The organism is Rhodoferax sp. TS-BS-61-7 (assembly GCF_002943465.1).
Lineage (GTDB): Bacteria > Pseudomonadota > Gammaproteobacteria > Burkholderiales > Burkholderiaceae_C > Allorhodoferax.
In genome coordinates this window covers 85,375-110,311 of record NZ_PTQY01000007.1, presented here as the reverse complement: position 1 = coordinate 110,311, position 24,937 = coordinate 85,375, and the positions used below count along the sequence as shown (strand labels likewise).

Here is a 24,937-nt window from a genome sequence, read left to right as displayed (position 1 = left end):
TAGCGCCCGCATGAAAACCGTTCAACTTGGCTCCAGCGACCTGCACGTTACCCCCATCTGCCTGGGCACCATGACCTTTGGCGAGCAGGTGGACGAACCCACCTCCCACGCCATCCTGAGCCGCGCCGTGGAGCGCGGCATCAACTTCATCGACACGGCCGAGATGTACTCGGTGCCACCGCGTGCCGAGACCTTCAACCTGACCGAAAAAATCATCGGCAACTGGATCAAAGCCAACCCCAGCGTTCGCGAAAAACTGGTCATCGCCACCAAGGTGGCCGGCCCTTCGCGCGGCATGCCCTGGGTGCGCAACGGCAGCAGCAACCTGACCGCCGAAGACATCATCGCCGCCTGCGAAGGCAGCCTCCAGCGCATGAACATCGAGGTGATTGACCTCTACCAGATCCACTGGCCGGTGCGCCACGTGCCCATGTTCGGCGGCATGTACTTCGACCCCAAGAATGAAAACGTGGGCGGCAGCGCGATTGAGGAGCAGCTGCGTGCCATGGATGTGCTGGTGAAGGCCGGCAAGGTGCGCGCCATCGGCCTGTCCAATGAAACGCCCTATGGCGTGCACGAATTTGTACGCCTGGCCGAGCAGCATGGCCTGCCGCGCATTGCCACTGTGCAAAACAACTACGGCCTGCTGGCCCGCACGGTAGAGAACGGCCTGGACGAAACCCTGCACCGCCTGGGCGTGTCGCTGCTGCCGTACTCGCCGCTGGCCTTTGGCCTGCTCACAGGCAAGTACGATGAGGAAGGCCTGCTGGGCGAGACCGTGTCGCCAGACTGGCGCCTGCGCAAGTTCGAGTCCACCCGCAAGCAGCGCTGGGGCCGCCCCGATGCGCTCAAGGCCGCGCGCAAGTACAACGCCCTGGCCCGCGAATACGGCTTCACGCCCAGCCAGATGGCCCTGGCCTTCTGCTACACCAAGTGGCAAGTGGCCAGCACCATCATTGGCGTGCGCACACTGGACCAGCTAGACGACAACATCAACGCCTGGGGCACCACGCTGCCCGACGAACTGCTCAAGAAAATCGACGAGGTGCGCTGGGAGATCCGCGACCCCGCCGTCTAAGCCTTCAGCATTTCTTCGACTGCCGCCTTGGCCTCGGCCAAGTCGATAAAGAAGCGGGTGGGCTGGGGTGGGGCCTTGGGCATGTGGCTGGGCGGTGGCCACAGACGCTCGTCAAGCCAGCTGGCGGCCACGCCACCGATGTCTTTGACCTTGAGTGTGCACACCGGCACATCGTCCAGCAAGGCGGTGTACACAGTGGGCGTGTCGTTCCAGGTAATGTGTGCCATAGCGGTCCATACGGAGTGTGGAGGATCCATGGTAGGACCAGCCGATGCACTAAGCAAGTGGCGGAAAATACGCAGCTATGGCCAAAAAAGACCACGTTTCTGAGACCCCTGCCACCCAGCTGCTCAAAGCCAGCAAGGTGGCCTTTACCGAACACCCCTACGAGTACCTGGAGCACGGTGGCGCCCAGCACAGCGCGGCCGTGCTGGGGTTTGACCCGTTCACCGTGGTCAAGACGCTCATCATGCAAGACCAGGACGCCAAACCCCTGGTGGTGCTGATGCATGGCAACCGCAAGGTGTCCACCAAAAACCTGGCGCGCCAGATTGGCGCCAAATCGGTAGAGCCCTGTGCGCCCGAGGTGGCTAACCGCCACAGTGGTTACCTGGTGGGTGGCACCAGCCCGTTTGGCACGCGCAAGACCATGCCGGTCTATATCGAGTCCAGCATCCTGGAGCTGCCTCGCATTTGCATCAACGGCGGGCGGCGCGGTTACCTGGTGGGGCTGGACCCGCAGGTGTGTGTGCAGCTGCTGGGCGCCAAGCAGGTACAGTGCGCGCTGGAAGAATGATGCGCAACTGACGCATTGCCAAGACCCGATTGGAGATTGAATTGAATTCTGTGCTTTACCCCGTGCTGGCCACCGTGGCCGCGTACCTGATTGGCTCCCTGTCGTTTGCCGTGATCGTGAGCCGCGTGATGGGCCTGAACGACCCGCGCACCTACGGCAGCAAAAACCCCGGTGCCACCAATGTGCTGCGCTCGGGCTCCAAGGCCGCGGCGGTGGTGACGCTGCTGCTGGATGCGCTGAAGGGCTGGTTGCCGGTGGTGGCTGTGAAGTGGTGGGGCGAGCCCTATGGCCTGGGCGATGGCACCATGGCGCTGGTGGGGCTGGCGGCGTTTTTGGGCCACCTGTTTCCGGTGTTCTTCCGCTTTGTGGGCGGCAAGGGCGTGGCCACGGCACTGGGTGTGCTGGTGGGCGTGAGCGGCTGGCTGGGCCTGGCCGTGGGGCTGACCTGGCTCATCATTGCCTACTTCTTTCGCTACTCGTCGCTGGCGTCGCTGGTGGCGGCGCTGTTTGCGCCGGCTTACTACGTCTTTGGCAACCAGGTGGCCTGGGCCATGGACAAGAGCGTGCTGCTGTCCATTGCCGTCATGTCATTGTTGCTGATCTGGCGCCATGCCGAAAACATCTCCCGCCTGGTGCAAGGCAAGGAATCCAAGCTGGGGCAAAAGAAATCGTGATGCTGACCGCTGGCCGGGCTTATGCCATGGCCAGCGCCTGGCTGCCCAGCTGCAGGATGTAGAAGTGGTTGAGCGGCGCCCGCACCGCCGACGAGGGCAGGGCCGAGCGGATGCGCGGGTAGGCCTCGGCCGTGCTGTGCAGGCGTGGGTTGTTTTCCAGCTCGCCACCGGGCTTGCCCACCACCACCACAAAAGGCTGGTTGCTCTTGGTGCTGCGGCGCACCACCACGCCCAGCTCGTCGTTGTCCAGCCGCACATAGGTGCCGGGCGGGCACAGGCCCACGGCGCGCACCAGGGCTTGGCCAATTTCATCCACCGAGCTGGTGGCCCGTGTCATGACCGAGCGGGCCGACTCGATGGCGCTGCGGCCCGAACGGGATTTGCGCGGGCTGATCATGGCCGCATACCGGTCCACCACCTTCAGGATGCGCGCCAGCCGGACTGACGTCGGCACAAGTCGCATATCGTCCTTGTCCACCGCATCGTCGTGGTGGCTGGACACCACGTCCAGCCAGTCGTCGTCGGCCACGCCCAGATTGGCCAGCATCATGGCGCCCTTGATGGCGTGGGCGCGAATCGCGTCTTGCTGTGCGGGCGTGGGTTTTTCGGCCTGGCCGGCGAGCTCGTCCTGCAGCGCCGTCATGGCAATGTTCATGGTCAGCGCGGCGTGTACCAAGCTGCTGCGCTCTTTGGGGGGCAGGCGCAGCTCGGTGCCGACCAGGTGGCACAAGACACCGCACACCAGGGAGTGCGAGGCGCTGTAACCCACCGGCGAGTTGCTGGCCAGCTGGAACAGCAGGTATAGGCCCACATCGGGGTCACGCTGCAGCAGGCCTTGCATCCACCGGTCGTACTGCAGCACGCGGTGGGAAAACTGCTGTGCATTTGCGGGGCTGCTCAAAATAATGCCCAGCCCACTCTCCAGGTCCGACCACTGACCCAGCAGGTCCTCGTATTCGTTTTCGTCGCGCACGTCCATGGCGTTTGGCATCAGAAGCGGCGCTCCAGCACCATCTGGTCATTGTTGCGGTTCATCTGAAAGCGGCTCAGAAAGCTGTTGCCCAGCAGCACATAGGGCATGCCACCGGGGGACACCACGGCCTCCACGCCGCTCACCATCACATCACCTACACGCACCGTGTTCAGGGTCACGCGCCAGCCTTGGGTGATGCCGTTGGCGGTGCTCATCTGCACGGTTTGTCCGTTCTGGTAGTCAAGCCCAATGCGCTTGGCATCGGCCACACTCATGGCGATGGTGGTGGCACCGGTATCGACCATGAACTGCACGGTGCGCCCGTTGATCTGGCCTTCGCTCATGAAGTGGCCACCGGGGCCGGCCGTCAGCACCACGCGGCCGCCGCTGAGTTGCTGACCCGCGCCGCTGCCCACGCTGGCGGGGGCGTCGCCCACGCGCAGCACCTGGCGCTTGCCGCCCACTTCCAGCGTGATCTGTTCACCCTGGATGGCCACCACCTTGATGCCCTTGTGCACCTCGCCCACGGCCACGGCCTTGGGAAAGCCGCCGTCCACAATCAGCAAGGCCTTGTTGCCCAGCGTGCCATTGATCGCCACGGACTGCGCCCACACCGGGGCGGCAAACAGCAGGGCGGCAGCCAGGAACAAGTTTTTCATAGGCTTAGTCGCGGAAGTTGTCGAAGCTCAGGGGCACGTCGGTGATTTCCTTGCGGATCAGGGCCATGGCGGCTTGCAGGTCGTCGCGCTTGGCGCCGGTCACGCGCACTTTTTCTTCCTGGATAGCGCCTTGGACCTTGATCTTGCTGTCTTTCAGGATGCGCTGGATTTTCTTGGCCAGTTCGGCCTCAATGCCGTTGCGCACCTTGATGACCACCTTGACCTTGTCGCCGCCCATCTTCTGCACATCACCGCGGTCCAGAAAGCGCACATCCACTTCCTGCTTGGTCAGCTTGTTGCGCAGCACGTCCTCGATCTGGTCGAGCTGGAACTCGGCATCCCCGATCAGGGTGATTTCCTTGTCCTTGATCTCGATCTTGGCGGATGTGCCCTTGAAGTCGAAGCGGGTGGTGATTTCCTTGACGGTGTTTTCCACGCCGTTTTTCACCTTGACCAGGTTGGCTTCGCAGACGGTATCAAAAGAAGGCATTTTGTGTTCACTAGAGAGAAAGCACCCCTGCACGGCCGTGGGGTGCGCAATAAACCATGGGGCCCGCGCCGTGGGCCTGCCCGGAGCGACGGAGGCCCCGGTGCGACAATCTTCCCATGTTAGTCGAGAAAAATGTTCCCCTGCAGGCCTTCAACACCTTTCGCATCGTGGCCAAGGCCCATGCGCTGGCACGTATCACCAGCGAGGCCGATGTGCAGGCCCTGCTGGCCGACCCCACCTGGGGCCCATCGCCCACGTTTGTGCTGGGCGGTGGCAGCAATATCGTGCTGACCGGCGATGTAAAGCCCCTGGTGCTGAAAGTGGAGGTGCCAGGCCGCCGCCTGGTGGCCGAGACCGACAAGCACTGGGTGGTGGAGGCCGGCGCCGGCGAGGCCTGGCACGACTTTGTGACCTGGACGCTGGACCAAGGCTACCCGGGGCTGGAAAACATGGCGCTGATCCCGGGCACCGTGGGCGCCGCGCCGGTGCAAAACGTAGGCGCCTACGGCGTGGAGCTGCAGGACCGCTTTGAATCGCTGGACGCCATCGACCTGCAAACCGGCCAAGTCTTCACGCTGAACGCCGCGCAGTGCGCCTTTGGTTACCGCGATTCGGTGTTCAAACACGGGGGGGCGATGCCCACCGCGGGCGGGCAGTCCCTGGGCCTGAAAGACCGGGCGCTGATCCTGCGCGTGCGCTTTGCGCTGCCCAAGGCCTGGAAACCGGTGCTGGGCTATGCCGACCTGGAGCGCAAGATGCTTGAGACCGGCATCCAGCAGCCCACGGCGCGCCAAATTTACAACTGGGTGTGCGAGGTGCGCCGCGCCAAGCTGCCCGACCCCAACGTCATTGGCAACGCCGGCAGTTTCTTCAAGAACCCCACCGTCACGCCCGAGCAGTGCGCCGACATCATCGCGCGCGAGCCCAAGGTGGTGCACTACCCGCTGCACGACGGCTCGGTCAAACTTGCCGCGGGCTGGCTGATTGACGCCTGCGGCTGGAAAGGCAAAAGCGTGGGCCAGGCCGGCGTGTACGACAAGCAGGCCCTGGTGCTGGTGAACCGCGGCGCCGGGGTGGACGGCAATGGCGCCACTGGCGGCGAGGTCATGACCCTGGCCAAGGCCATCCAGACCAGCGTGTACGAACGTTTTGGCATCCTGCTGGAGTCTGAGCCGGTGGTGGTGTAGCCAACTTGCTCCGGCCGGGAGGTGGCAAATTCACTATGCTTTTGATAGCTGCTGGCGCATATTCCACGTGGGCTACAGGCATATTTGGCTTGTAAATAGCTGGTGCCCGTGGGGCTTCTGCCCACTTGCACCTTCTATTCAAGCTTGCTTTAAAAGCGGCGCTTTCTATTAAAGACATCTTTCGTACCGCGCGCAGCACTGGTACCCTGTGGCTGTATAAAATAACAGTATCATTGCCTGGCATGGCACGCCAACCCATAGATAGGAATCTGACATGAGCAGCACCCGACTCATCCGCAACAGCACAGCCGAATTCCTGATCTTTACCGGCCAGGCCGGCGAGCAGAGCATTGAGGCCCGCTACGAGGACGAAACGGTCTGGCTTACGCAAAAGCTCATGGCTGAGTTGTTCGCGGTGGATGTACGCACGGTCAGTGAGCACATAAATAACATCTACGCTGCCGGCGAGCTCGTTCGGGAAGCAACTCTCCGGAAATTCCGGACAGTTCAACCAGAGGGCGGCCGCGATGTTACGCGCAACGTCGATTTTTACAACCTCGACGCCATCATCTCGGTGGGCTACCGGGTCAACTCTGTGCGGGCCACGCAGTTCCGCCAATGGGCTACCAGCGTGCTGCGCGAGTTCGCCATCAAAGGCTTCGTTCTCGACAAGAAGCGGCTGGAAAACGGTGCCTTCCTGGGGCAAGACTACTTCGAACGCCTGCTTGCCGAGATACGGGAGATTCGCCTTTCGGAGCGTCGCTTCTACCAAAAGATCACCGACATTTATGCCACGGCCGTGGACTACAACCAGGACGCCCCCACCACCAAGGCCTTCTTTGCAAAGGTGCAAAACAAGCTGCACTTTGCCATCCATGGCCACACCGCTGCTGAGCTGATCGCGGAACGGGCAGATGCCACCCAAACCCACATGGGCCTGACAAGCTGGGAGAAAGCGCCCGACGGAAAAATCCTCAAGAACGATGTGTCAGTGGCCAAGAACTATCTGAGCGGCGAAGAACTGCAGTCCCTGGGGCGAATCGTCAATGCGTATCTTGACCTGGCGGAGGAACGGGCCCTACGCAAAATCCCCATGACGATGGAAGACTGGGCCAAGCGGCTGGATGCGTTCATCGCGTTGACCGACCGCGAAGTCTTGCAAGACGCCGGCAAGGTCTCCGCTGAAATCGCCAAGGCGCATGCAGAAAGCGAATTCGAGAAATACCGAATCGTGCAAGACCGCTTGTTTGAGAGTGACTTTGACCGCATGGTGAAGCAGCTTCCCCGCGCGTCGGGCGACTGAACCGCCTGGATTGATGTGCCCATGCTGGATGCTCGCCAAAAAGACTGGCTGCGTGATGAGCTGCGCCGATGCAAAGTTGTCCAACAGGCTGTTGGGCAATTGCTTTAACTGTGCTCGTAGGCTTGACTGTCAATATACTGTATGAATTACCAGTTTTATGGGTAAAACATGATTGAACCTGCATCGCCTACCGATTCAACAAACCATATCGCAGTTTTTCAAGAGTCAAGCATCCGCCGCGTCTGGCACAACGATGAGTGGTGGTTTTCGGTGGTGGATGTTTGCGCCATCCTTACCGCGAGCCCGGATGCCGGTGCGTACTGGCGCAAACTCAAACAGCGACTCAATGCGGAGGGAGGCCAACCCGTGACGTTTTGTCACGGGTTGAAGCTCCAGGCTCCAGACGGCAAGCAGCGTGTGACGGATTGCGCCAACACCGAAGGCCTGTTTCGCATCATCCAGACTATCCCGTCGCCGAAGGCGGAGCCGTTTAAGCGCTGGCTGGCGCAGGTGGGCTACGAGCGGGTCAAAGAGATTGAAAATCCCGAGCTGGCCAGTGCCCGAGCCCGTGAGCTGTACCAGGCCAAGGGCTATCCGCAGGCGTGGATTGAGAAGAGGCTGCGTTCCATCAGTGTGCGTGGGGAGTTGACCGACGAGTGGAAAGTGCGTGGCGTGGCAGAGGGCAAAGAGTATTCCATCCTGACTGCAGAAATCGCGCGTGCCACCTTTGGCGTAACGCCCACCGAGCACAGCCGGCTCAAAGGCTTGAACGTTGTAAAGACAGGCAACAACCTGCGTGACCACATGACTGATCTGGAGCTGATCTTCACCATGTTGGGCGAAGCCAGCACTACCGAAATTGCCCGCCGCAGCGATGCCATGGGGTTTGACGAAAACCGCACCTCTGCGAAAGAGGGCGGAAAGGTCGCCGGCGACGCCCGCAAGGCGCTGGAGGCCAAAACCGGTAAGAAGGTGGTGAGCAAAGCTAACTACCTGCTGGCACCCGATGAGCCCACCAAACCAAAGCCCCTTATCCGCGCCAAGCCGTCTAAAGGCAGCGCAGCGTGAAGATAAAAAGCCCGCCAAGCTTCCACTTGGCGGGCTTTGTCTTTGGGGCTTCAACCGAGGCTTACTTACCCAGCTTCAAGAAGTCATCCCCCTTGCCCAACTCCAGCAGCCCGGCGTTGGAATACACCTGCAGCTTGGCGCGGGTGTCGGTAATGTCCAGGTTGCGCATGGTCAGTTGGCCGATGCGGTCCAGCGGGCTGAAAGGTGCGTCTTCCACTTTTTCCATGCTCAGGCGCTCGGGCGCGTAGGTCAGGTTGGGGGACTCTGTGTTCAGCAGGCTGTAGTCGTTGCCGCGGCGCAGTTCCAAGGTCACGGTGCCGGTGATGGCCTTGGCCACCCAGCGCTGGGCGGTTTCACGCAGCATGATGGCTTGGCTGTCGAACCAGCGGCCCTGGTACAGCAGGCGGCCGAGCTTGCGGCCGTTGTCGCGGTATTGCTCGATGGTGTCTTCGTTGTGGATGCCGGTGACCAGGCGCTCGTAGGCGATGAACAGCAGCGCGAGACCGGGGGCTTCGTAGATGCCGCGGCTCTTGGCTTCGATGATGCGGTTCTCAATCTGGTCGCTCATGCCCAGGCCGTGGCGGCCGCCGATTTCGTTGGCTTTCAGGATCAGGCTGACCAGGTCAGGGAACTGCACGCCGTTCAGCGCGACAGGGCGGCCTTCTTCAAAGGTCACGCTCACTTCTTCGGCCTTGACGACGCAGTCGTCTTTCCAGAACGGCACGCCCATGATGGGGTTCACGATCTTCATGCCGCTGTTCAAGAATTCCAGGTCCTTGGCTTCGTGCGTGGCGCCCAGCATGTTGCTGTCGGTGCTGTAGGCCTTCTCGGCGCTCATCTTGTAGCCAAAGCCGTTGGCCGTGATGAAGGCCGACATTTCAGAGCGGCCGCCCAGTTCGTCAATGAACTGCTGGTCCAGCCAGGGCTTGTAGATCTTCAGCGCGGGGTTGGTCAGCAGGCCGTAGCGGTAGAAGCGCTCGATGTCGTTGCCCTTGAAGGTGCTGCCGTCGCCCCAGATGTTCACGTCGTCCTGCTTCATGGCGCTGACCAGCATGGTGCCGGTGACAGCACGGCCCAGCGGGGTGGTGTTGAAGTAGGTATTGCCGGCGGTGGTGATGTGGAAGGCGCCGGATTGCAGGGCGGCAATGCCTTCAGCTGCCAGCTGCGGGCGGCAGTCCACCAGGCGGGCCTTGATGGCGCCGTACTCCATGGCCTTCTTGGGGATCTCGTCGTAGTCGGCCTCGTCGGGCTGGCCCAGGTTGGCGGTGTAGGCGTAGGGCAGGGCGCCCTTTTGCTTCATCCACAGCAGGGCGGCGCTGGTGTCCAGCCCGCCAGAGAAGGCGATGCCGACCTTTTGGCCGGCGGGGATGTTTTGCAGAATGGTGTTTGACATGAAATGTGCCTCTAGCCCGCGTGGAATATGCGCAAGCAGCTATGAAAACGGGAGCGAATGCGTCTGTGTGGATTAACCAAAATGGCAGATGTAGTGGTAAGCCTCAAAGCCCTCAGAAACGCGAATCTGGAACTTGCCGTTGCCGGGCACGTTGAACTTGTCGCCTTCGCCGCTGGTGACCCAGGCGTCGGTGCCGTCCAGCTTGTAGTCGCAGCTGCCGCCCACGCATTCCATGATCTCGGGCGCGCCGGTGTTGAAGGTCAGCGTGGCGGGCAAGATCACGCCCACCGACTTCTTGGTGCCGTCGGCCAGGGTGAAGCCGTGGCTCACGCACTTGCCGTCGAAGTAGACATTGGCTTTGGTGGTGACGGAAACGTTGTCGAAGTGGGTGGTGGTCATGGTGCTGGGCAAAAAGTAATGGAAATGAGGGCCCGGCGCGCCAGGCACCGGGCAACCCGCGATTTTACGGGAGGCGGGCGGCAAAGGCCGCGTCGCTAAAGCCCACGGTCACCGTGCCGTCGCCCCACACCACCACGGGCCGCTTGATGACGCTGCTGTGTTCCTGCATCACGGCGATGGCGGAGGGCGTGTCCACCACGCTGGCCTGGGTGGCCTCGTCCAGCTTGCGCCAGGTGGGGCCGCGGCGGTTGATCAGGGTGTCCAGGCCCGCGGTGGCTATCCAGCCGGGCAGCAGGTCGGTGGGTACGCCTTGCTTTTTGAAGTCGTGAAACTGGTAGTCCACACCGTGCGCGGTAAGCCAGTCGCGGGCTTTTTTGACGGTGTCGCAGTTGGGAATGCCGTAGAGGGTGGTCATGCTGTTCATTCTACTTTCTTGGTGAAATTGGCCTCTAGCCCCCGTAGATATTGCGCTAGCAGCTATCAAAAGTGTAGTGATGAAGTGTTTTCCTCGTCGATAACAGAAGCGGTGGCAGATCAGGCGGTGTGGGCGTTCTGCGTAGGTAAAGGAGGAGCGCGCAGCGCGGGGGACACGCAGCAGAACGCCCACACCGCCTGATCCCAAAAGCCATGCCTGCGACAATCCAAACCAATGGAAACACCGACAACGCTACAAGACTGGCTCGCCCACTGCGAGCGCCTGCACCCCAAGGGCATCAACGGCATCGAAATGGGCCTGGACCGCGTGCGCGCCGTCGCCCAGCGCCTGAACCTCAAGTTCGCCTGCCCCGTCATTACGGTGGCCGGCACCAACGGCAAAGGCTCCACCTGCGCCATGCTCGAATCCATTTTGGGCCAGGCGGGTTACAAGACCGGCGTCTACACCTCACCCCACCTGGTGCACTTTGAAGAGCGCATGCGGCTCAAGGGCGAGGCGGCACCCGCTAGCAAATTTGTAGCTGCTCTCGCAGAGGTGGAGCGGGCCAGAACCGGAAATGATGGCCAAAATGGCTCTGAAATTGCGCTCACCTACTTCGAATTCACCACCCTCGCCATCCTGCTGGCCCTGTCCTGTGAAGGGCTGGATGTGGTGATTCTGGAGGTTGGCCTGGGCGGCCGGCTGGATGCGGTGAACATCATCGACACCGACTGCGCCGTCATCACCAGCATCGACCTGGACCACATGGAACTGCTGGGCAACACCCGCGAGGCGATTGGTTTTGAGAAGGCCGGCATCATGCGTACCGGCCGACCGGTCATCGTCAGCGACCCGGTGCCGCCGCAAAGCGTGCTGGACCGCGCGCTGGAAGTGGGCGCTGACCTGTGGCGCGTGGGCACCGACTTCAACGTGTCGGGCGACAAGCAGCAGTGGGGCTGGGCCGGCCGTGGCCGGCGCTACAGCGGCTTGGCCTACCCGGCGCTGCGTGGGGCCAACCAGTTGGTGAATGCCTCCGGCGTGCTGGCCGCGCTCACCGCACTGCGCGAGCAGTTGCCCGTCACGGCTCAGGCCGTGCGCGTGGGCCTGGCGCTGGTGGAGCTGCCGGGGCGCTTCCAGATCATTCCGGGCCAGCCCACGCTGGTGCTGGACGTGGCGCACAACCCGCATTCGGTGGCCGCGCTGGCCGCCAACCTGGACGCCATGGGCTTCTACCCCACCACCCACGCCATCTTTGGCGCCATGGCCGACAAGGACTTGGCGCCCATGTTTGCCAAGGTGGCGCCGGTGATGGACCGCTGGTATTTCACCGATTTGCCTTCGCCCCGGGCCGCGTCGAGCGCCGACTTGCAGTCCCAGTGGACGGCGCAAAACACGCGCAAAGACGCGTCGGCCCAGGCCTTTGCCGACCCCATGCAGGCCCTGCGCGCCGCCATCGCCGCGGCAGACCCCGCTGATAGAATCGTCGTCTTTGGATCGTTCTACACCGTGGGCGGAGTGCTGCAAGAGGGCACCCCCAAGCTCCACGCCAAACACTTCCAGCCCCAAGCCACCTGAACCGTCACCCCATCCATGGCCTTTTTCAAGTTTCGCAAAGGTGGCGACGAGCAGCCCACCCCACCATCCAGTGCTTCTGAGAGCGTGGAAGTCATGCGCAAACGCGCGCGGCACCGCCTGATTGGCGCGGCCGTGCTGGTGTTGGTGGGGGTGATCGGTTTCCCGCTGCTGTTTGACAGCCAGCCCCGGCCGATTGCGGTCGATATTCCCATCGAGATTCCGGACAAGGCCAAGGTCGCCCCGCTGGGCACGCCGCAAGTGGCCACCAACAACGCTGCGCCCTCCCAGGTGAGCGGTGGTGCCATTGGCGGCGGTACACCCGCGCCCGTGGCCTCTGCACCCACCAAACCCGAACCCAAGCCAGACGCGAAGCCCGCCCCCAAGGCCGAGGCCAAGCCCGAAACCATCATCACCGAGGCCAAACCTGCGCCCAAGGCAGAGCCCAAACCCGCGGTCAAGGCTGAAGCCAAACCCGAGCCCAAACCGGTGGCGGCTGCAGAGAAACCTGCCGCCAAGCCCACCGAGGCCGCCAAGGCCCAGGCCCTGCTGGACGGCAAACCCGCTGCAGACAAGCCGGCCGAGAAAAAGCCCGATGCGGCCGAGGGCCGTTATGTGGTCCAGGTGGGCGCCTATGTAGAAGCCGCCAAGCTGCGTGAAGCGCGCCAGAAGGTGGAGTCCCTGGGCTTCAAGACCTATACCCAAGTGGTAGGCGCCAAGGACGCACAACGCACCCGCGTGCGCATTGGCCCCTTTGCCAACAAGGCCGAGGCGCAAAAGGCCGCCGACAAGATCAAGAAGCTGAGCCTGCCCGCGGCCATCTTGGAACTCTAGGCCGCGTCCCCATATGCCCATCCTTGATTGGATTTTTCTGGCGGTTTTGCTGCTGTCCCTGGTGATTGGTGCATGGCGGGGGCTGGTGTTTGAAGTGTTGTCGGTGCTGAGCTGGGCCGTGGCCTTTGTGTTGGCGCAGTGGTTTGCGCCCGATGCCGCGCAGTGGCTCCCGATGGGCAATGCCGCCGAACCTGTGCGTTATGCCGCAGGTTTTGTGCTGGTGTTTGTGGCGGCCATATTTGCTGGCGGGCTAGTGGCGTTTCTGATCAAAAAGTTGGTGGCTGCGGTGGGTCTGCGCCCGGCAGACCGCCTGCTGGGGGCTGCGTTTGGCCTGGTGCGGGGTGTGCTGCTGCTGCTGGTGGTGACCGTGGTGGTGGGCATGACGCCCCTGCACACCGCCGCCTGGTGGCAAGAGGCCACCGGCCCGCGCATCACCAGCACCGTGCTGGCAGGGCTCAAGCCCCTGCTGCCCGAAGAATTTGGCAAGTATTTACCTTGAGAGTGAACCCCTATGTGTGGAATCGTTGGCGTTGTTAGCAATGCACCTGTAAACCAGCTGATTTATGACGCTTTGCTGCTTTTGCAGCACCGCGGCCAGGACGCCGCCGGCATCGTGACCCAGCAAGAACGCAAGTTCTTCATGCACAAGGCCAAGGGCATGGTGAAGGACGTGTTCCGCACCCGCAATATGCGCAGTTTGCTGGGCAACTGCGGCCTGGGCCAGGTGCGCTACCCCACCGCGGGCAACGCCTTCAGCGAAGAAGAGGCCCAGCCCTTTTACGTGAATGCACCCTTTGGCATCGTGCTGGTGCACAACGGCAACCTGACCAACGCCCACGCCCTGAAGGCAGAGCTCTTCAACACCGACCACCGCCACATCAACACCGAGAGCGACTCTGAAGTGCTGCTCAACGTGCTGGCGCACGAGATCGAAAAAACCACGCGCGGCCTGCCGTTGCAGCCTATGGACATCTTTGCCGCGGTGCGCAATGTGCACAAACGCGTCAAGGGTTCTTATGCGGTGATTGCGCTCATCGCCGGCCACGGCGTGTTGGCCTTCCGTGACCCCTTTGGCATCCGCCCCCTGTGCATGGGTAAAAACGGCGACGGCAATGTGATGCTGGCCAGCGAGTCGGTGACCCTGGAAGGCAGCAGTTTCCAGTTCGACCGCAATGTGGACCCCGGCGAGGCCGTGTTTGTTGACCTGCAAGGCAATGTGCACGCCCAGCAGTGCGCCGAAGCGCCCCAGCTCTCGCCCTGTATTTTTGAGTTTGTCTACCTGGCCCGCCCGGACTCGGTCATGGACGGCATCTCGGTCTACCAGGCCCGTTTGAACCTGGGCGAGACCTTGGCCAAGCGTGTGATCTCCACCGTGCCGCCCAACGAGATTGACGTGGTCATCCCCATCCCCGAATCCAGCCGCCCCAGTGCTGCGCAGTTAGCCCAATTGCTGGGCCTGCCGTACCGCGAAGGGTTTGTGAAGAACCGCTATGTGGGCCGCACCTTCATCATGCCCGGCCAGGGCGTGCGCAAAAAATCGGTGCGCCAAAAGCTCAACGTGATTGCCAGCGAATTCAAGGGCCGCAACGTGCTGCTGGTGGACGACTCCATCGTGCGTGGTACCACCAGCAAGGAAATTGTGCAGATGGCACGTGACGCCGGGGCCCGCAAGGTCTACCTGGCCAGCGCCGCGCCGCCTGTACGTTTTCCCAATGTCTACGGCATCGATATGCCCACCAGCAACGAGCTGGTGGCGCACAACCGCACCGTGGAGCAAATTCGCGAAATCATTGGCTGCGACGCCCTGATTTACCAGGACGTGGACGGCATGAAAAAGGCCATCGGCTCGCTGAGCACCAAGCTGGCCGGCTTTGACGCCTCTTGTTTTGACGGTGTGTACGTCACCGGCGATATCTCGTCCGATGACATCGAACGCCTGAACGAAAAACGGGTGGGCGGTGAAGAGAGCCAGGAAGACACCTCGCGCCTGGCCCTGCCCAACCACGCGGACTGAGCCATGGCAGCACAACAGTTACCCGACGGCCTGCACCTGGACACCCTGGCCGTGCGCACGGCTCTGGAGCGCAGCCAGTACGGCGAAAACTCCGAAGCCCTGTACCTCACTAGCGGCTATGTGCAGTCCAGCGCCGCCTCCAGCGCCGCGCGCTTTGCCATGGAAGAAGAGGGCTTCACCTACTCGCGCGTGGGCAACCCCACGGTGAGCAGCATGGAAATGCGCCTGGCAGCCCTGGAAGGCACCGAGGCTGCCATCGCCACGTCGTCCGGCATGTCCGCCATCCTGCTGCTGGGCATGGCTGTGCTCAAGGCGGGTGACCATGTGATTTGCTCGCAGTCGGTGTTCGGCTCGGTGATTCCCATGTTCAGCCGCGAATTTGCGAAGTTCGGCGTGGAGACCACCTTTGTGCCGCAAACCGATGTGGCCGCGTGGAAGGCTGCCGTGCGCCCGACCACCAAGCTGCTGTTTGCCGAAACACCCACCAATCCGCTCACCGAGGTCTGCGACATCCAGGCGCTGGCCAATATCGCGCACAACGCGCGCGCCTTCTTGGCCGTGGACAACTGCTTTGCTACACCGGTGCTGCAGCGCCCTGCGCGCATGGGTGCGGACTTCATCATCCACTCCGGCACCAAGTTTCTGGATGGCCAGGGCCGTGTCATGGCCGGTGCCATCTGCTGCACCCAGAAGCAGCGTGATGAACTCTTCCTGCCCGTCATCCGCACCGCCGGCATGGTGCTCGCGCCCTTCAACGCCTGGGTGCTGCTCAAGGGCATGGAAACGCTGGCGCTGCGCGTCAAGGCGCAGTCCGAAGCGACGCTGGCGGTTGCCAAGTGGTTGGAAGCCCAGCCGCAGGTGGCACGCGTTTTTTACCCCGGCTTGGCCAGCCATGCCCAGCACGAACTGGCCATGCGCCAGCAATCAGGCTTCGGTGGCGCGGTGTTGTCGTTTGAAGTGAAGGCACCCGATGTGGACGCCGCACGCAAAAACGCCTTCCATGTGCTGGACAGCATGCAAGTGCTCTCGCTGTGCACCAACCTGGGCGATACCAAAACCCTGGCCGCCCACCCCGCCAGCACATCGCATGGCCGCTTGAGCGAGGCGCAGCGCCAACTGGCCGGCATTGGCCAGGGCCTGATCCGCGTGGCCGTGGGCCTGGAACATCTTGATGACATCACCGCCGACTTGGCGCGTGGTTTGAACACCCTTTGAACATGAGCAACATTCGTACGCGCATTGCGCCTTCTCCCACCGGCTTTCTGCACCTGGGTACTGCGCGCACCGCGTTGTATTCGTGGGCCTACGCCCGCCACTTTGGTGGCGAGTTTGTGCTGCGCATCGAAGACACCGATGTGGCCCGTTCCACGCAGGACTCGGTCGACCAGATCCTGGCGTCTATGCAGTGGCTGGGCCTGGAATACAACGAAGGCCCGGTCTACCAAATGCAGCGCCTGGACCGCTACAAGGCGGTGGTGGACCAACTGATTGCTGAGGGCAAGGCCTACTACTGCTACAGCACCCCCGAAGAGCTGGACGCCGTGCGCGAAGCCAAGAAGGCACGTGGCGAGAAGGCGCTGTACGACGGAACCTGGCGCCCCGCGCCCGGCAAGACCCTGCCGCCCGTGCCCGAAGGCGTGAAGCCGGTGGTGCGCTTCTGCAACCCCGCGGATGGCGATGTAACCTGGAATGACCTCGTCAAAGGTCCCATCACCATCAGCAACCGCGAGATCGACGACCTCATCATCGTGCGCACCGATGGCATCCCCACCTACAACTTTGCCGTGGTGGTGGACGACTGGGACATGCAGATCAGCCATGTGTTCCGCGGCGACGAGCACATCAACAACACGCCTTGGCAGATCAACATCTTCCACGCGCTGGGCGCAACGCTGCCGCAGTTTGGTCACTGCCCGGTCATCCTGGGTGACGATGGACAAAAGCTGTCCAAGCGCCGCGGCGCGGTCAGCGTCACGGCCTACGAAGAGGGCGGCTACCTGCCCGAGGCCATGCTCAACTACCTGGCGCGCCTGGGCTGGAGCCATGGCGACGAAGAGCTGTTCACACGCGAACAACTGGTGAGCTGGTTTGACGGCACGCACCTGAACAAGAGCCCTGCGCAATGGGACCCGGCCAAGTTGCTGTGGGTCAACGCGCACTACATCAAGCAGGCCGACAACACCCGTCTGGCTACGCTGGTGGCTGCACAACTGGTGAAGCAGGGCGTTACCTTGTCGGATGAAGTGGTCGCCTCCCACTTGCCACAGGTCTGTGGTTTGCTTAAAGACCGCTGCGACACCACCGTGGCCTTGGCCACCTGGGCTGCCAAGTTCTACAGCGATGTGGCGGTGGATGCGGCCGAGAAGGCGCAGCATGTGACCGACGCCGTGTTGCCTGCCATTGCCATGTTGAAAGACAAGCTGACAAGCTGCGCCTGGGACAAGGCCAGCATTGCCGCCGCCACCAAGGAAGTGCTCGCCGCCAATGGCCTGAAGATGCCGCAACTGGCCATGCCCGTGCGTGTGTTGGTCATGGGCACGGCGCAGACCCCGTCGCTCGATGCCGTGCTGGAATTGAGCGGAAGAGAAAAAGTTATCGCCAGACTTGCCATGGGCTGAAAAACTTGTATATAATTTGAGGCTCGGAAGTTGAATGCAAAGTTGGTTGAACCCAATGCTGTGTTCAAGGAAATTGGGGGTATAGCTCAGCTGGGAGAGCGCTTGCATGGCATGCAAGAGGTCAGCGGTTCGATCCCGCTTACCTCCACCAATTCTTCTGAAACGGACAAGTTCCAAGGTTTTGACCCTATCGTCTAGAGGCCTAGGACATCACCCTTTCACGGTGAGTACCGGGGTTCGAATCCCCGTAGGGTCGCCAAGTTTTACCGCAAGGTAAACGGCAACAAGTTGGTAACAGCTTTCGCAAGAAAGCGACTTGGCTTGAAAGTTGAAAGACAACGAGCAAACGGTTACCGCTACCAGGAGTGGTAGTTCAGTTGGTTAGAATACCGGCCTGTCACGCCGGGGGTCGCGGGTTCGAGTCCCGTCCACTCCGCCAAATTCAAAAAGCCGTTGACGATTCAACGGCTTTTTTGTTGAAGAAAATGCGTCTCAGGTTTTGACCCTATCGTCTAGAGGCCTAGGACATCACCCTTTCACGGTGAGTACCGGGGTTCGAATCCCCGTAGGGTCGCCAAGTTTTACCGCAAGGTGAACGGCAACAAGTTGGTAACAGCTTTCGCAAGAAAGCGACTTGGCTCGAAAGTTGAAAGACAACGAGCAAACGGTTACCGCTACCAGGAGTGGTAGTTCAGTTGGTTAGAATACCGGCCTGTCACGCCGGGGGTCGCGGGTTCGAGTCCCGTCCACTCCGCCAATTCAAAAAGCCGCTGCATACATATGCAGCGGCTTTTTTTGGTTGCGCCACACGATGTGGCCACAATTGTAAAAGGCCGCGATCGTGGAGCATGAAGGCCACGATACTGGAGCAAGGGTGAAAACGGGGTGATTTTGGGTTATCCACAGCCTGGTCACACATCCTAAAAGGCGGCTGGAAGGCCCCATAACAGGCCCTGATTGTGCCCGGATCGAGCTGGCCACCTCCAAAACCGGCCTCTCAGAATTCTCAAGGAGCCACGAACTTCGCTGGGTTGATGCACTGGGTGCGGCCCGCGATTCCCGGGCCTTACAGCATCTCCAATCTATTTTAGCTGCCAAACCTAGCCCAGGGGCCAGAGTGGGTTTGATGTCACTAGAATCCAGCAGCACCTCCGATCCACTCTTACCCAGTCCAAATGTCAAAGTTTCTCGACAAGCTAGGTCACAGCCTCAACAAGCGTTTCAAGCGATTCCTTCAGAGGCATGACAAGGCGCTGGTGAGCCACTCATATCAAGAGGAGTTCAAACGCCTTCTTGAGTTCAATGGGCTGTCAAAGTCGCAGTATCACCAAGACCTTTTTGTGCTGGCAGAACTGGGCTTCAAACGCGACGGCTTCTTTGTCGAATTTGGAGCCACCAATGGGATTGAACTGAGCAATTCTTACTTGCTAGAGAAGTCCTTCGGCTGGCGAGGAATTCTGGCAGAGCCAGCCCGTGTTTGGCACGGCGACCTGGTGAAGAACCGAAGCTGTCATATTGAGACGAATTGTGTGTGGCGTGCGACGGGGGAAAAGCTGACTTTCAATCAAGTGGATGCCTCCAACATATCCACGCTAGCTATGTACAGCGATGTGGCCGATGGCCATGAAAAAGCACGCAGAAAAAGCACTCTGTATGAGGTCGAAACGATCTCATTGAATGACCTGTTGGAAAAGTACCAAGCCCCCCAGGTCATCGACTACCTGTCCATTGATACCGAAGGCAGTGAGTTCGAAATTCTCAAGGCTTTCGATTTCAACAAGCACCAGTTCAAAGTCATCACCTGTGAGCACAATCACATGCCTGTGAGGCAGGAAATTTTCGAACTACTCGCCTCCAAGGGGTACAGCCGAAAACTGCAGGACGTGTCCATGTGCGACGACTGGTATATCAAGGCTTGAAGTTGCCGATGATCAGCTCGCCCTTGGGCTCGCGGCCGCTGACCGATGCGCCGACCGAGTAGCGGATGCTGACCCGCTTGATGTGGTGGCCCTTGAAGGCTGCCCGCATCTCTGGGATGTCGTTCACGCTGACCACCGCCTTGCCCTTCATGCGGCCCATCAGCTCGGCCATCTGGTCGTATTGCTCCAGGTCGAAGTCCACGCAGTAGCCTGTAGTGCTCCAGTAGGGGGGGCCATGTAGAACAGGCTGTGCGGGCGGTCGTAGCGCTGCAGGCAGGCTGACCACTCCAGGCGCTCAATAAACACCTGGTGCAGCCGGAGGTGGACGGCGCTGAGCTGCTCCTCCAAGCGCAACAAGTTGAGCGCGGCCTTGGACGTGGTGGCAGTGCCGAAGGTTCTGCCTTCCACCTTGCCACCGAAGCCCAGCGACTGCAGGTAAAAGAAGCGCGCCGCGCGTTGGATATCGGTCAGCGTCTCCACAGGCGTGATCTGCAGCCACTTGTAGATCTCGCGGCTGGCCAGTGCCCATTTAAAGTGCTTTACGAACTCATCCAGGTGGTGCTGCACCACGCGGTAAAGGGTGACCAGGTCACCGTTCACATCGTTAAGTACCTCAACCTTCACGGGCTCTTTCAGGAAGAACAGCGCAGCGGCCCCGGCAAAGGGCTCCACGTAGCAGCTGTGGTCGGGGAACAGCGGCAGGATGTGGGGCGCAAGGCGGCGCTTGCCGCCCACCCACCGCACCATCGGCGCGGCTTGCACCAGGCCCAGTTCGTCTGTCTTTTTAATGAGCGTTTTTGCGCCCCTTTTTGTCGTCATCAGTCGGCGCTCTTTTTGATGACGCTCGGGGGCGTTCTGGTGTGGGGCTCGGGCTGCTGCGATCAGCGGCGCGGGCTCTCAAAACGTTCAAGGTGCCGCACTTGGGGCACTTGATTTCTAACCTGGTGTATTGGGCTTCGGCCAGCTTTCTCTGGCACTGCCCGCATCTAACTGTTTCCATGTCGGCATCTCTGATAATGGCCCGGCCTGTACAGGTGACAGGGTCATTGGTCGATGCCGTGCTCGTTCACGGCGGAGGCGGGGGCCTAAGGTGTTAGCGCACCTCAGGCCTTCGCCCTGTCTTCTTTAATGGCTGGCTATTCCCACCAGGTACAGCACGCCCCCGTAGCCATCCCACAGCAGCCAGCCGATGGCAATCAACACCAACGCAATGCCTGGAAAAATCAGGTTCGCGCGCTTTTGACGCCGCCCACCGTGGAAGGGCGTTGCAGCCAGGGCGGCGATTGCAAGTGCAGCCCCGATCAGCAGCAGGACGATGGCAAGGAAAATGCTCATTGGTCGCCAAGGACTACGGCATCAGCTTCGTCCGGGTGTACCAGATCTACCGGCGCGCCCTGGCCGCTGCCCGTGCCAAGGCCCAGCCCAGCCCAGCCCAGCCTGTTTGACTCCCCCGAGGCTGACTTATCCACAGGAGATAACTAAAGGAATTTAGAGACTTCGGCGTCACACCTCGCGCGTGGCTCCATTGGAGAGAAGGTGGGACGCTTGCGTCCCACCTTTGTTTTTGGCGGGGCTATGATGCCGCCCATGCCCATCGTGTCTCCCACCCAGGTATCGCTAGGCGCCTTTGGGCCAGCTCACGGGTGCGCCTCACTGGGCTCACGGGGTTTGCAGGGGCGTTTAAAGGGCTGTGCAAGCGGCCTTAAAGGCGTGGCTATCCAGCTCACCCCCACCGCCGTCGCCCGCTCAGATCGCCCCAGGCGCTTCAGAATACCGTGGCCCGGTGCTACCTCCGCCATCCGCGCCCCAATCGGCTGTAAACCCCTGAGTTCATTGGGAATTTTCTCGGCCTGCCCCACTCAGGACCGGCTTATCCCGTTTCCCCCATGATCGTGGTCTCGCACATCGCCCAATGCACAAACATTTTTCCGAAACCACGGGCCACCAGCGCTTGGTCTATGGTGCGATCGCGGGCGCGGTGACCGCGGTGTTGCCTTTGCCAGTGGCGACGCCCTCACAAGCCTTGTTGGCCTGGACGGTGGGGGCCAGTACCTACCTGGTTTTGTCGTGGTGGCTGGCCGTGGCGTTTGATGCCAAACGTACGCGGGCCCGGGCCCAGGCGCAGGACCAGCCGGGCATGACCTTGTTTGTGTTGCTGCTGCTCTCGGTGTTTGCAAGTTTTACGGCCATTGCGCTGATGCTGCAGCACGTCAAAGACCTCTCCGGAACGGAGCGCGCGGCGCATCTTGCCTTGAGCCTCTTGGCGCTGGCGGCATCGTGGTTGCTGATGCAAACCATCTTTGCCTTCCGTTATGCCCATGTGTACTACCAGGAAGAGCTGCGTGGGCAGCCTCATGGTGCGGGCTTGGATTTCCCGGGCAAGCTGCCGCCCGACTACTTTGACTTTTTGTACTACGCCCACGTGGTGGGCATGACCTCGCAGGTGTCGGACGTGGTGGTCACGTCGCGCCAGATGCGTCGGCTCACACTGCTGCACAGCGTGACGGCCTTTGGCTTCAACATGCTGGTGCTGGCCCTGTCCATCAACGTGATGGCGGGCGCGATCCAATAAGTCCGCTGGACAGGGCGGTGCCTAGCAAGATGATGGGGCCGCAGACCAGCATCCAGGGGGTGATGGTTTCGCCCAGCAGCAGCACGCCGTAGGCCACGCCGAACACGGGAATGGCGTAGGTCACGGTCAGCGCCTTTGCCGGGCCGCGCCGGTCAATCAGGCGGAAGAAGATCACGTAGGCAATGCCGGTGCACAGGACACCCAGTGCCAACAGGGCCAGCCAGGCTGCGGTGCTGGCGGCATGTGCGGGCCAGTACCAAAGCGTGAAGGGCAGCAGTGCCAGCGTGGCGCCCACCTGGCTGCCTGTAGCCAGCACCATGGAGGGCACGCCTGGGAGAAAGCGACGCGTGAAGCTGGCGGATAGGCCATAGAAAAAACATGCCACCAGACAGGCCAGCACGGCCCAGCCCGTGGAGCCACCGCCGGCACCGGGCGTGAAGCTGGACTTGCTCCAGGCCAGCAAGGCCACCCCGAAAAAACCGACCAACAAGCCCAGCACACGCAGTCCGTGGGGCCTGTCTTTGAGCCAGACCCAGGCTACGACGGCGCCAAACAGCGGTACGGTGGCGTTGAGGATGGACGACAGCCCGGTGGAGATGGACAGCAGCGCAAACGACAGACAGGCAAAGGGAATGGCCGAATTGAGGATGCCTACCGTGAACACCAGTTTCCAGTGTTGGCGCAGCGCGGCTACCTGGCCCCGGTACCAAAGGATGGGCAACAAGAAGGCGGCCGCAATGCCCACACGCATGCCGGCGGTGGGCAGCGCACCAAACTCCTTGGCGCCCATGCGCATGAACAAAAAGGACGAGCCCCAGATGGCGGCGAGCAGTACAAAGTCCAGCACCCAGGGGCTTGCGGGTGCAGCGGTGGAGGCAGGCGTGGCAGAAGACGAAGAGGTCACACAGGGCTTTCTAGTTGGAGCAGGGCGATTTTGCGGTCCAGACCCCCGGCATATCCGGTGAGCGCCCCGTTGGCGCCCAGCACGCGGTGGCAGGGCACGATGACACTGAGGGGATTGCGGCCGACGGCGGCACCGACGGCGCGCACGGCTGCGGGATTCTGGATTTGCTGGCTGATATGGCCGTAGCTTACCGTGCTGCCTGGGGCGATCGTTTGCAACTGGGCCCACACCGCTTGTTGGAATGCGGTGCCGCCCGACAGGTCCAGTGACAGGTCGAAGTGGCGGCGCTGGCCAGCAAAGTATTCCATCAGTTGCTGGCCAGCGGCGCGCAGCAGCGGATGTTTTGCCTGCACGGGCCAGGCGTCAAAAGCCGGTTGGTGCTGTTGCCCGTCAAACCAGGCACCGACCAGGGCTGTGTCGGTGGCGGCCAGGGTCATGGGGCCCAGCGGGGTGGTGAGGGACGTGCGGACGGTATGGGGTGAGAATTTCATAAAAACAGGCCTCCAGCCCTTATGGAATATGCGCAAGCAGCTATTAATTCAGGAGCGACCAAGCGCGTACGGTGGCGTAGCTGCGCCACGGACGCCATGCCTGCGAGGCCTGTTCGGCGGCCACGGCGGGGCGCGGCTGTTCGCGCACGCCCAGGGCCTTGTGCAGCGCCACGTCGCCGGCCGGAAAGGCATCGGGCCAGCGCAGCGCGCGCATGGCGATGTAGTGCGCCGTCCACGCGCCAATGCCGGGCAGGGCCTGCAGCGCTACCAGCGTGGCCGGCACATCGGCGCTGGCGTTGAGCGCCAGTTGCCCGTCGGCCACGGCGGCAGCCAGCGCGCGGATGGCCTGCTGGCGCTGGCACACGATGCCGAGCTGGCCCAGTGCGTCGTCGCTGGAATGGCGCAGTTGGGCCGCGCTGGGGAACAGATGGGTAAGGCCCGTGATGGGCGTGGCCAGCGGTGTACCAAAGCGCTGCACCAGCCGTGCGCCCAGGGTGCGCGCGGCCTGCACGGTGATCTGCTGGCCCAGCACGGCGCGTACCGCCAGCTCAAAGCCGTCCACCGCGCCCGGCACGCGCAGGCCTGCGCTGTTGGGAAACGCACCCTGCAGCACGGCGTGGATGGCGTGTGGGTCGGCGTCCAGGTCCAGCAGGCTGCGCACGCGCGCCATCACCAGCGGCAGCGCGGTGGCCAGCGATTCACTCACGGTGATCAGCACCTCGCTGCGTGCGGGCAGCAGCTGCAGTTGCACCCAGCCCTGCAGCGTTTGGCCTGCCCAGTCCAGCGCGAGCGTGCGGGCCAGGCGCAGCTGGGTCACGTCCACCACCTCCACACCGGCCAGGCTGCGTTGGGCAAAAAACTGCAGCAGGGCGGCCTCGTCCAGCGGTGGGCGGTAGGCGGCTTTGAGTTGCAAGCCGCTGTTATGCCCAGTGCTCCCGTAGCTACTTTTCCCCGTGGCACTGCGCAGCGCGCGTGGCTGCAGGCGGTACTGCGCCACAAACACGGTATTGAAGCGCCGCACGCTGGCAAAGCCGCTCAGGGCCGCCACCTGGGCGATGGGAAGCTGGGTGTCGGTGAGCAATTGTTTGGCCGTCAGCAGGCGCCGCGTCTGCAGGTACTGCAAGGGCGAGACGCCCCACAGTGCCTCAAAAATGCGGCGCAGGTGGCGCTCGCTTACCCCCAAGCGCTCGGCCACCTGGCCCATGCTGGGCGCACCATCGCTCCACAACTGGGGGGCATCCAACAACTGCGCGGCTTGGCGCGCCAGGATGGCTGACGCGTCTTGCGTGGACCAGGCCTGCGCACCCAGCGCCTGCAGGCCTGAAGGCGCCAGCTCGGGGCGGCAGCGCATGCAGGGTCGAAAGCCCGCTGCCTCGGCCTGCGAGGCCAGGGCAAAGAAGCGGCAGTTCTCTTGTTTGGGCGTGCGTACCTTGCAGACCGGGCGGCAGTAGATGCCGGTGCTGGTCACGCCGGTGAAGAAGCGCCCGTCAAAGCGCGCATCGCGGGCCTTGAGGGCCAGGTACTGGCCCGCGTCAGCTGCAGTGGGGGCGGTGGGCAAGGGCGTGTGCATGGCGCTGA

At 62.1% G+C, this 24,937-nt stretch carries 26 protein-coding genes, 5 tRNA genes and 1 pseudogene; 19 read left to right on the top strand and 13 right to left on the bottom strand.

All coding sequences use genetic code 11. The annotated features are described in order from the left end of the window. The first annotated feature begins 10 nt into the window (after positions 1 to 10). Positions 11 to 1,078, top strand: coding sequence for an aldo/keto reductase (locus C5F53_RS17185; RefSeq protein ID WP_105262619.1), 1,068 nt, complete (start codon positions 11 to 13; stop codon positions 1,076 to 1,078). Here C5F53_RS17185 and C5F53_RS17180 read toward each other — a convergent pair. Continuing rightward, entirely contained in the window at positions 1,075 to 1,305 is a 231-nt protein-coding gene (locus C5F53_RS17180) for a hypothetical protein (protein WP_105262618.1), read from the bottom strand. The genes C5F53_RS17185 and C5F53_RS17180 overlap by 4 nt on opposite strands. A gap of 77 nt (positions 1,306 to 1,382) precedes the next feature. Here C5F53_RS17180 and C5F53_RS17175 point away from each other — a divergent pair, with 77 nt between their 5' ends. Beyond that, complete coding sequence (locus C5F53_RS17175; protein WP_105262617.1) at positions 1,383 to 1,874, top strand: aminoacyl-tRNA deacylase; 492 nt, start codon at positions 1,383 to 1,385, stop codon at positions 1,872 to 1,874. A gap of 41 nt (positions 1,875 to 1,915) precedes the next feature. After that, positions 1,916 to 2,548 carry a glycerol-3-phosphate 1-O-acyltransferase PlsY gene (gene plsY / locus C5F53_RS17170; RefSeq protein ID WP_105262753.1) on the top strand — a complete coding sequence of 211 codons (633 nt, stop codon included), beginning with the start codon at positions 1,916 to 1,918 and terminating at the stop codon, positions 2,546 to 2,548. A 19-nt stretch (positions 2,549 to 2,567) separates the two neighbouring features. On the opposite strand, the gene C5F53_RS17165 is transcribed toward plsY, so the two are convergent. Genes C5F53_RS17165 through C5F53_RS17155 form a run of 3 tightly spaced genes read right to left on the bottom strand, consistent with a single transcriptional unit; the run spans position 2,568 to position 4,670 of the window. Beyond that, positions 2,568 to 3,539: an HD-GYP domain-containing protein gene (locus C5F53_RS17165; protein WP_236635423.1), complete on the bottom strand. Its 972-nt coding sequence runs from the start codon at positions 3,537 to 3,539 to the stop codon at positions 2,568 to 2,570. Next, positions 3,539 to 4,180 (bottom strand): TIGR02281 family clan AA aspartic protease, encoded by a 642-nt coding sequence (locus C5F53_RS17160; protein ID WP_105262616.1) that lies wholly within the window; start codon positions 4,178 to 4,180, stop codon positions 3,539 to 3,541. Before C5F53_RS17160 ends, C5F53_RS17165 begins: the two co-directional genes overlap by 1 nt. 4 nt (positions 4,181 to 4,184) lie before the next feature. Beyond that, positions 4,185 to 4,670, bottom strand: a complete 486-nt coding sequence (locus C5F53_RS17155; protein ID WP_105262615.1) for a YajQ family cyclic di-GMP-binding protein — start codon at positions 4,668 to 4,670, stop codon at positions 4,185 to 4,187. 116 nt (positions 4,671 to 4,786) lie between these two features. Between C5F53_RS17155 and murB the strand changes: the two genes are divergently transcribed. The 3 genes from murB (at position 4,787) to C5F53_RS17140 (ending at position 8,228) form a co-directional block, all read left to right on the top strand. Then, on the top strand, positions 4,787 to 5,857 hold the full coding sequence (gene murB, locus C5F53_RS17150; RefSeq protein ID WP_105262614.1) for a UDP-N-acetylmuramate dehydrogenase: 1,071 nt from the start codon (positions 4,787 to 4,789) through the stop codon (positions 5,855 to 5,857). A gap of 274 nt (positions 5,858 to 6,131) precedes the next feature. Further along, on the top strand, positions 6,132 to 7,160 hold the full coding sequence (locus C5F53_RS17145) for a virulence RhuM family protein (RefSeq protein WP_105262613.1): 1,029 nt from the start codon (positions 6,132 to 6,134) through the stop codon (positions 7,158 to 7,160). Between the two features lie 168 nt (positions 7,161 to 7,328). Next, positions 7,329 to 8,228 (top strand): Bro-N domain-containing protein, encoded by a 900-nt coding sequence (locus tag C5F53_RS17140; RefSeq protein ID WP_105262612.1) that lies wholly within the window; start codon positions 7,329 to 7,331, stop codon positions 8,226 to 8,228. A 61-nt stretch (positions 8,229 to 8,289) separates the two neighbouring features. On the opposite strand, the gene argG is transcribed toward C5F53_RS17140, so the two are convergent. From argG to C5F53_RS17125, 3 genes are all read right to left on the bottom strand, one after another. Next, the gene (gene argG / locus C5F53_RS17135; protein WP_105262611.1) at positions 8,290 to 9,621 is read right to left on the bottom strand and encodes an argininosuccinate synthase; all 1,332 of its coding nucleotides are present in this window, start codon (positions 9,619 to 9,621) and stop codon (positions 8,290 to 8,292) included. A gap of 72 nt (positions 9,622 to 9,693) precedes the next feature. Continuing rightward, positions 9,694 to 10,020: a pyrimidine/purine nucleoside phosphorylase gene (locus tag C5F53_RS17130; protein ID WP_105262610.1), complete on the bottom strand. Its 327-nt coding sequence runs from the start codon at positions 10,018 to 10,020 to the stop codon at positions 9,694 to 9,696. Positions 10,021 to 10,084: 64 nt separating this feature from the next. After that, entirely contained in the window at positions 10,085 to 10,444 is a 360-nt protein-coding gene (locus C5F53_RS17125) for an ArsC family reductase (protein WP_105262609.1), read from the bottom strand. A 225-nt stretch (positions 10,445 to 10,669) separates the two neighbouring features. Here C5F53_RS17125 and folC point away from each other — a divergent pair, with 225 nt between their 5' ends. The 12 genes from folC to C5F53_RS17065 all read left to right on the top strand — a co-directional run bounded on the left by folC (position 10,670) and on the right by C5F53_RS17065 (position 19,392). Beyond that, complete coding sequence (gene folC, locus C5F53_RS17120) at positions 10,670 to 12,010, top strand: bifunctional tetrahydrofolate synthase/dihydrofolate synthase (protein ID WP_105262608.1); 1,341 nt, start codon at positions 10,670 to 10,672, stop codon at positions 12,008 to 12,010. Between the two features lie 15 nt (positions 12,011 to 12,025). Then, positions 12,026 to 12,841 carry an SPOR domain-containing protein gene (locus C5F53_RS17115; protein WP_105262607.1) on the top strand — a complete coding sequence of 272 codons (816 nt, stop codon included), beginning with the start codon at positions 12,026 to 12,028 and terminating at the stop codon, positions 12,839 to 12,841. A 13-nt stretch (positions 12,842 to 12,854) separates the two neighbouring features. After that, positions 12,855 to 13,340, top strand: coding sequence for a CvpA family protein (locus C5F53_RS17110; protein ID WP_105262606.1), 486 nt, complete (start codon positions 12,855 to 12,857; stop codon positions 13,338 to 13,340). A 12-nt stretch (positions 13,341 to 13,352) separates the two neighbouring features. Further along, complete coding sequence (purF, locus tag C5F53_RS17105) at positions 13,353 to 14,855, top strand: amidophosphoribosyltransferase (protein ID WP_105262605.1); 1,503 nt, start codon at positions 13,353 to 13,355, stop codon at positions 14,853 to 14,855. A 3-nt stretch (positions 14,856 to 14,858) separates the two neighbouring features. Next, on the top strand, positions 14,859 to 16,070 hold the full coding sequence (locus C5F53_RS17100) for an O-succinylhomoserine sulfhydrylase (protein WP_105262604.1): 1,212 nt from the start codon (positions 14,859 to 14,861) through the stop codon (positions 16,068 to 16,070). Between the two features lie 2 nt (positions 16,071 to 16,072). Next, positions 16,073 to 17,473 carry a glutamate--tRNA ligase gene (gene gltX, locus C5F53_RS17095; RefSeq protein ID WP_105262603.1) on the top strand — a complete coding sequence of 467 codons (1,401 nt, stop codon included), beginning with the start codon at positions 16,073 to 16,075 and terminating at the stop codon, positions 17,471 to 17,473. A gap of 75 nt (positions 17,474 to 17,548) precedes the next feature. After that, a tRNA-Ala gene (locus C5F53_RS17090) sits at positions 17,549 to 17,624 on the top strand. Between the two features lie 32 nt (positions 17,625 to 17,656). Beyond that, positions 17,657 to 17,732, top strand: a tRNA-Glu gene (locus tag C5F53_RS17085). Positions 17,733 to 17,835: 103 nt separating this feature from the next. Then, positions 17,836 to 17,912: transfer RNA gene (locus C5F53_RS17080), tRNA-Asp, on the top strand. A 62-nt stretch (positions 17,913 to 17,974) separates the two neighbouring features. Further along, positions 17,975 to 18,050: transfer RNA gene (locus C5F53_RS17075), tRNA-Glu, on the top strand. A gap of 103 nt (positions 18,051 to 18,153) precedes the next feature. Continuing rightward, positions 18,154 to 18,230: transfer RNA gene (locus C5F53_RS17070), tRNA-Asp, on the top strand. A 418-nt stretch (positions 18,231 to 18,648) separates the two neighbouring features. Beyond that, complete coding sequence (locus C5F53_RS17065) at positions 18,649 to 19,392, top strand: FkbM family methyltransferase (RefSeq protein ID WP_105262602.1); 744 nt, start codon at positions 18,649 to 18,651, stop codon at positions 19,390 to 19,392. On the opposite strand, the pseudogene C5F53_RS17060 reads toward C5F53_RS17065, so the two are convergent. The 3 genes and pseudogenes from C5F53_RS17060 to C5F53_RS17050 all read right to left on the bottom strand — a co-directional run bounded on the left by C5F53_RS17060 (position 19,382) and on the right by C5F53_RS17050 (position 20,727). Next, positions 19,382 to 20,139: pseudogene (locus C5F53_RS17060) on the bottom strand (DNA adenine methylase). The gene C5F53_RS17065 and the pseudogene C5F53_RS17060 overlap by 11 nt on opposite strands. Before the next feature lie 37 nt (positions 20,140 to 20,176). Continuing rightward, positions 20,177 to 20,392: a Com family DNA-binding transcriptional regulator gene (locus tag C5F53_RS17055; RefSeq protein WP_105262601.1), complete on the bottom strand. Its 216-nt coding sequence runs from the start codon at positions 20,390 to 20,392 to the stop codon at positions 20,177 to 20,179. A gap of 125 nt (positions 20,393 to 20,517) precedes the next feature. Beyond that, on the bottom strand, positions 20,518 to 20,727 hold the full coding sequence (locus tag C5F53_RS17050; RefSeq protein ID WP_105262600.1) for a hypothetical protein: 210 nt from the start codon (positions 20,725 to 20,727) through the stop codon (positions 20,518 to 20,520). Between the two features lie 577 nt (positions 20,728 to 21,304). Between C5F53_RS17050 and C5F53_RS17045 the strand changes: the two genes are divergently transcribed. Then, entirely contained in the window at positions 21,305 to 21,964 is a 660-nt protein-coding gene (locus C5F53_RS17045) for a DUF1345 domain-containing protein (protein ID WP_105262599.1), read from the top strand. Here the strand turns inward: C5F53_RS17045 and C5F53_RS17040 are convergent. Genes C5F53_RS17040 through C5F53_RS17030 form a run of 3 tightly spaced genes read right to left on the bottom strand, consistent with a single transcriptional unit; the run spans position 21,936 to position 24,929 of the window. Then, positions 21,936 to 22,868 carry a DMT family transporter gene (locus C5F53_RS17040; RefSeq protein ID WP_105262598.1) on the bottom strand — a complete coding sequence of 311 codons (933 nt, stop codon included), beginning with the start codon at positions 22,866 to 22,868 and terminating at the stop codon, positions 21,936 to 21,938. The genes C5F53_RS17045 and C5F53_RS17040 overlap by 29 nt on opposite strands. Next, positions 22,865 to 23,359 (bottom strand): methylated-DNA--[protein]-cysteine S-methyltransferase, encoded by a 495-nt coding sequence (locus C5F53_RS17035; protein ID WP_105262597.1) that lies wholly within the window; start codon positions 23,357 to 23,359, stop codon positions 22,865 to 22,867. Before C5F53_RS17035 ends, C5F53_RS17040 begins: the two co-directional genes overlap by 4 nt. A gap of 43 nt (positions 23,360 to 23,402) precedes the next feature. Next, positions 23,403 to 24,929 (bottom strand): Ada metal-binding domain-containing protein, encoded by a 1,527-nt coding sequence (locus tag C5F53_RS17030; RefSeq protein ID WP_201740884.1) that lies wholly within the window; start codon positions 24,927 to 24,929, stop codon positions 23,403 to 23,405. Positions 24,930 to 24,937: the final 8 nt, after the last annotated feature.

What these genes read in the sequence shown, in the direction of transcription:
- C5F53_RS17185 (WP_105262619.1), top strand. Translation starts at nt 11, where the DNA reads ATGAAAACCGTTCAACTTGGCTCCAGCGACCTGCACGTTACCCCCATC.
- C5F53_RS17180 (WP_105262618.1), bottom strand. Translation starts at nt 1,305, where the DNA reads ATGGCACACATTACCTGGAACGACACGCCCACTGTGTACACCGCCTTG.
- C5F53_RS17175 (WP_105262617.1), top strand. Translation starts at nt 1,383, where the DNA reads ATGGCCAAAAAAGACCACGTTTCTGAGACCCCTGCCACCCAGCTGCTC.
- C5F53_RS17165 (WP_236635423.1), bottom strand. Translation starts at nt 3,539, where the DNA reads ATGCCAAACGCCATGGACGTGCGCGACGAAAACGAATACGAGGACCTG.
- C5F53_RS17160 (WP_105262616.1), bottom strand. Translation starts at nt 4,180, where the DNA reads ATGAAAAACTTGTTCCTGGCTGCCGCCCTGCTGTTTGCCGCCCCGGTG.
- C5F53_RS17155 (WP_105262615.1), bottom strand. Translation starts at nt 4,670, where the DNA reads ATGCCTTCTTTTGATACCGTCTGCGAAGCCAACCTGGTCAAGGTGAAA.
- murB (WP_105262614.1), top strand. Translation starts at nt 4,787, where the DNA reads ATGTTAGTCGAGAAAAATGTTCCCCTGCAGGCCTTCAACACCTTTCGC.
- C5F53_RS17145 (WP_105262613.1), top strand. Translation starts at nt 6,132, where the DNA reads ATGAGCAGCACCCGACTCATCCGCAACAGCACAGCCGAATTCCTGATC.
- C5F53_RS17140 (WP_105262612.1), top strand. Translation starts at nt 7,329, where the DNA reads ATGATTGAACCTGCATCGCCTACCGATTCAACAAACCATATCGCAGTT.
- argG (WP_105262611.1), bottom strand. Translation starts at nt 9,621, where the DNA reads ATGTCAAACACCATTCTGCAAAACATCCCCGCCGGCCAAAAGGTCGGC.
- C5F53_RS17130 (WP_105262610.1), bottom strand. Translation starts at nt 10,020, where the DNA reads ATGACCACCACCCACTTCGACAACGTTTCCGTCACCACCAAAGCCAAT.
- C5F53_RS17125 (WP_105262609.1), bottom strand. Translation starts at nt 10,444, where the DNA reads ATGAACAGCATGACCACCCTCTACGGCATTCCCAACTGCGACACCGTC.
- folC (WP_105262608.1), top strand. Translation starts at nt 10,670, where the DNA reads ATGGAAACACCGACAACGCTACAAGACTGGCTCGCCCACTGCGAGCGC.
- C5F53_RS17115 (WP_105262607.1), top strand. Translation starts at nt 12,026, where the DNA reads ATGGCCTTTTTCAAGTTTCGCAAAGGTGGCGACGAGCAGCCCACCCCA.
- C5F53_RS17110 (WP_105262606.1), top strand. Translation starts at nt 12,855, where the DNA reads ATGCCCATCCTTGATTGGATTTTTCTGGCGGTTTTGCTGCTGTCCCTG.
- purF (WP_105262605.1), top strand. Translation starts at nt 13,353, where the DNA reads ATGTGTGGAATCGTTGGCGTTGTTAGCAATGCACCTGTAAACCAGCTG.
- C5F53_RS17100 (WP_105262604.1), top strand. Translation starts at nt 14,859, where the DNA reads ATGGCAGCACAACAGTTACCCGACGGCCTGCACCTGGACACCCTGGCC.
- gltX (WP_105262603.1), top strand. Translation starts at nt 16,073, where the DNA reads ATGAGCAACATTCGTACGCGCATTGCGCCTTCTCCCACCGGCTTTCTG.
- C5F53_RS17065 (WP_105262602.1), top strand. Translation starts at nt 18,649, where the DNA reads ATGTCAAAGTTTCTCGACAAGCTAGGTCACAGCCTCAACAAGCGTTTC.
- C5F53_RS17055 (WP_105262601.1), bottom strand. Translation starts at nt 20,392, where the DNA reads ATGGAAACAGTTAGATGCGGGCAGTGCCAGAGAAAGCTGGCCGAAGCC.
- C5F53_RS17050 (WP_105262600.1), bottom strand. Translation starts at nt 20,727, where the DNA reads ATGAGCATTTTCCTTGCCATCGTCCTGCTGCTGATCGGGGCTGCACTT.
- C5F53_RS17045 (WP_105262599.1), top strand. Translation starts at nt 21,305, where the DNA reads ATGCACAAACATTTTTCCGAAACCACGGGCCACCAGCGCTTGGTCTAT.
- C5F53_RS17035 (WP_105262597.1), bottom strand. Translation starts at nt 23,359, where the DNA reads ATGAAATTCTCACCCCATACCGTCCGCACGTCCCTCACCACCCCGCTG.
- C5F53_RS17030 (WP_201740884.1), bottom strand. Translation starts at nt 24,929, where the DNA reads ATGCACACGCCCTTGCCCACCGCCCCCACTGCAGCTGACGCGGGCCAG.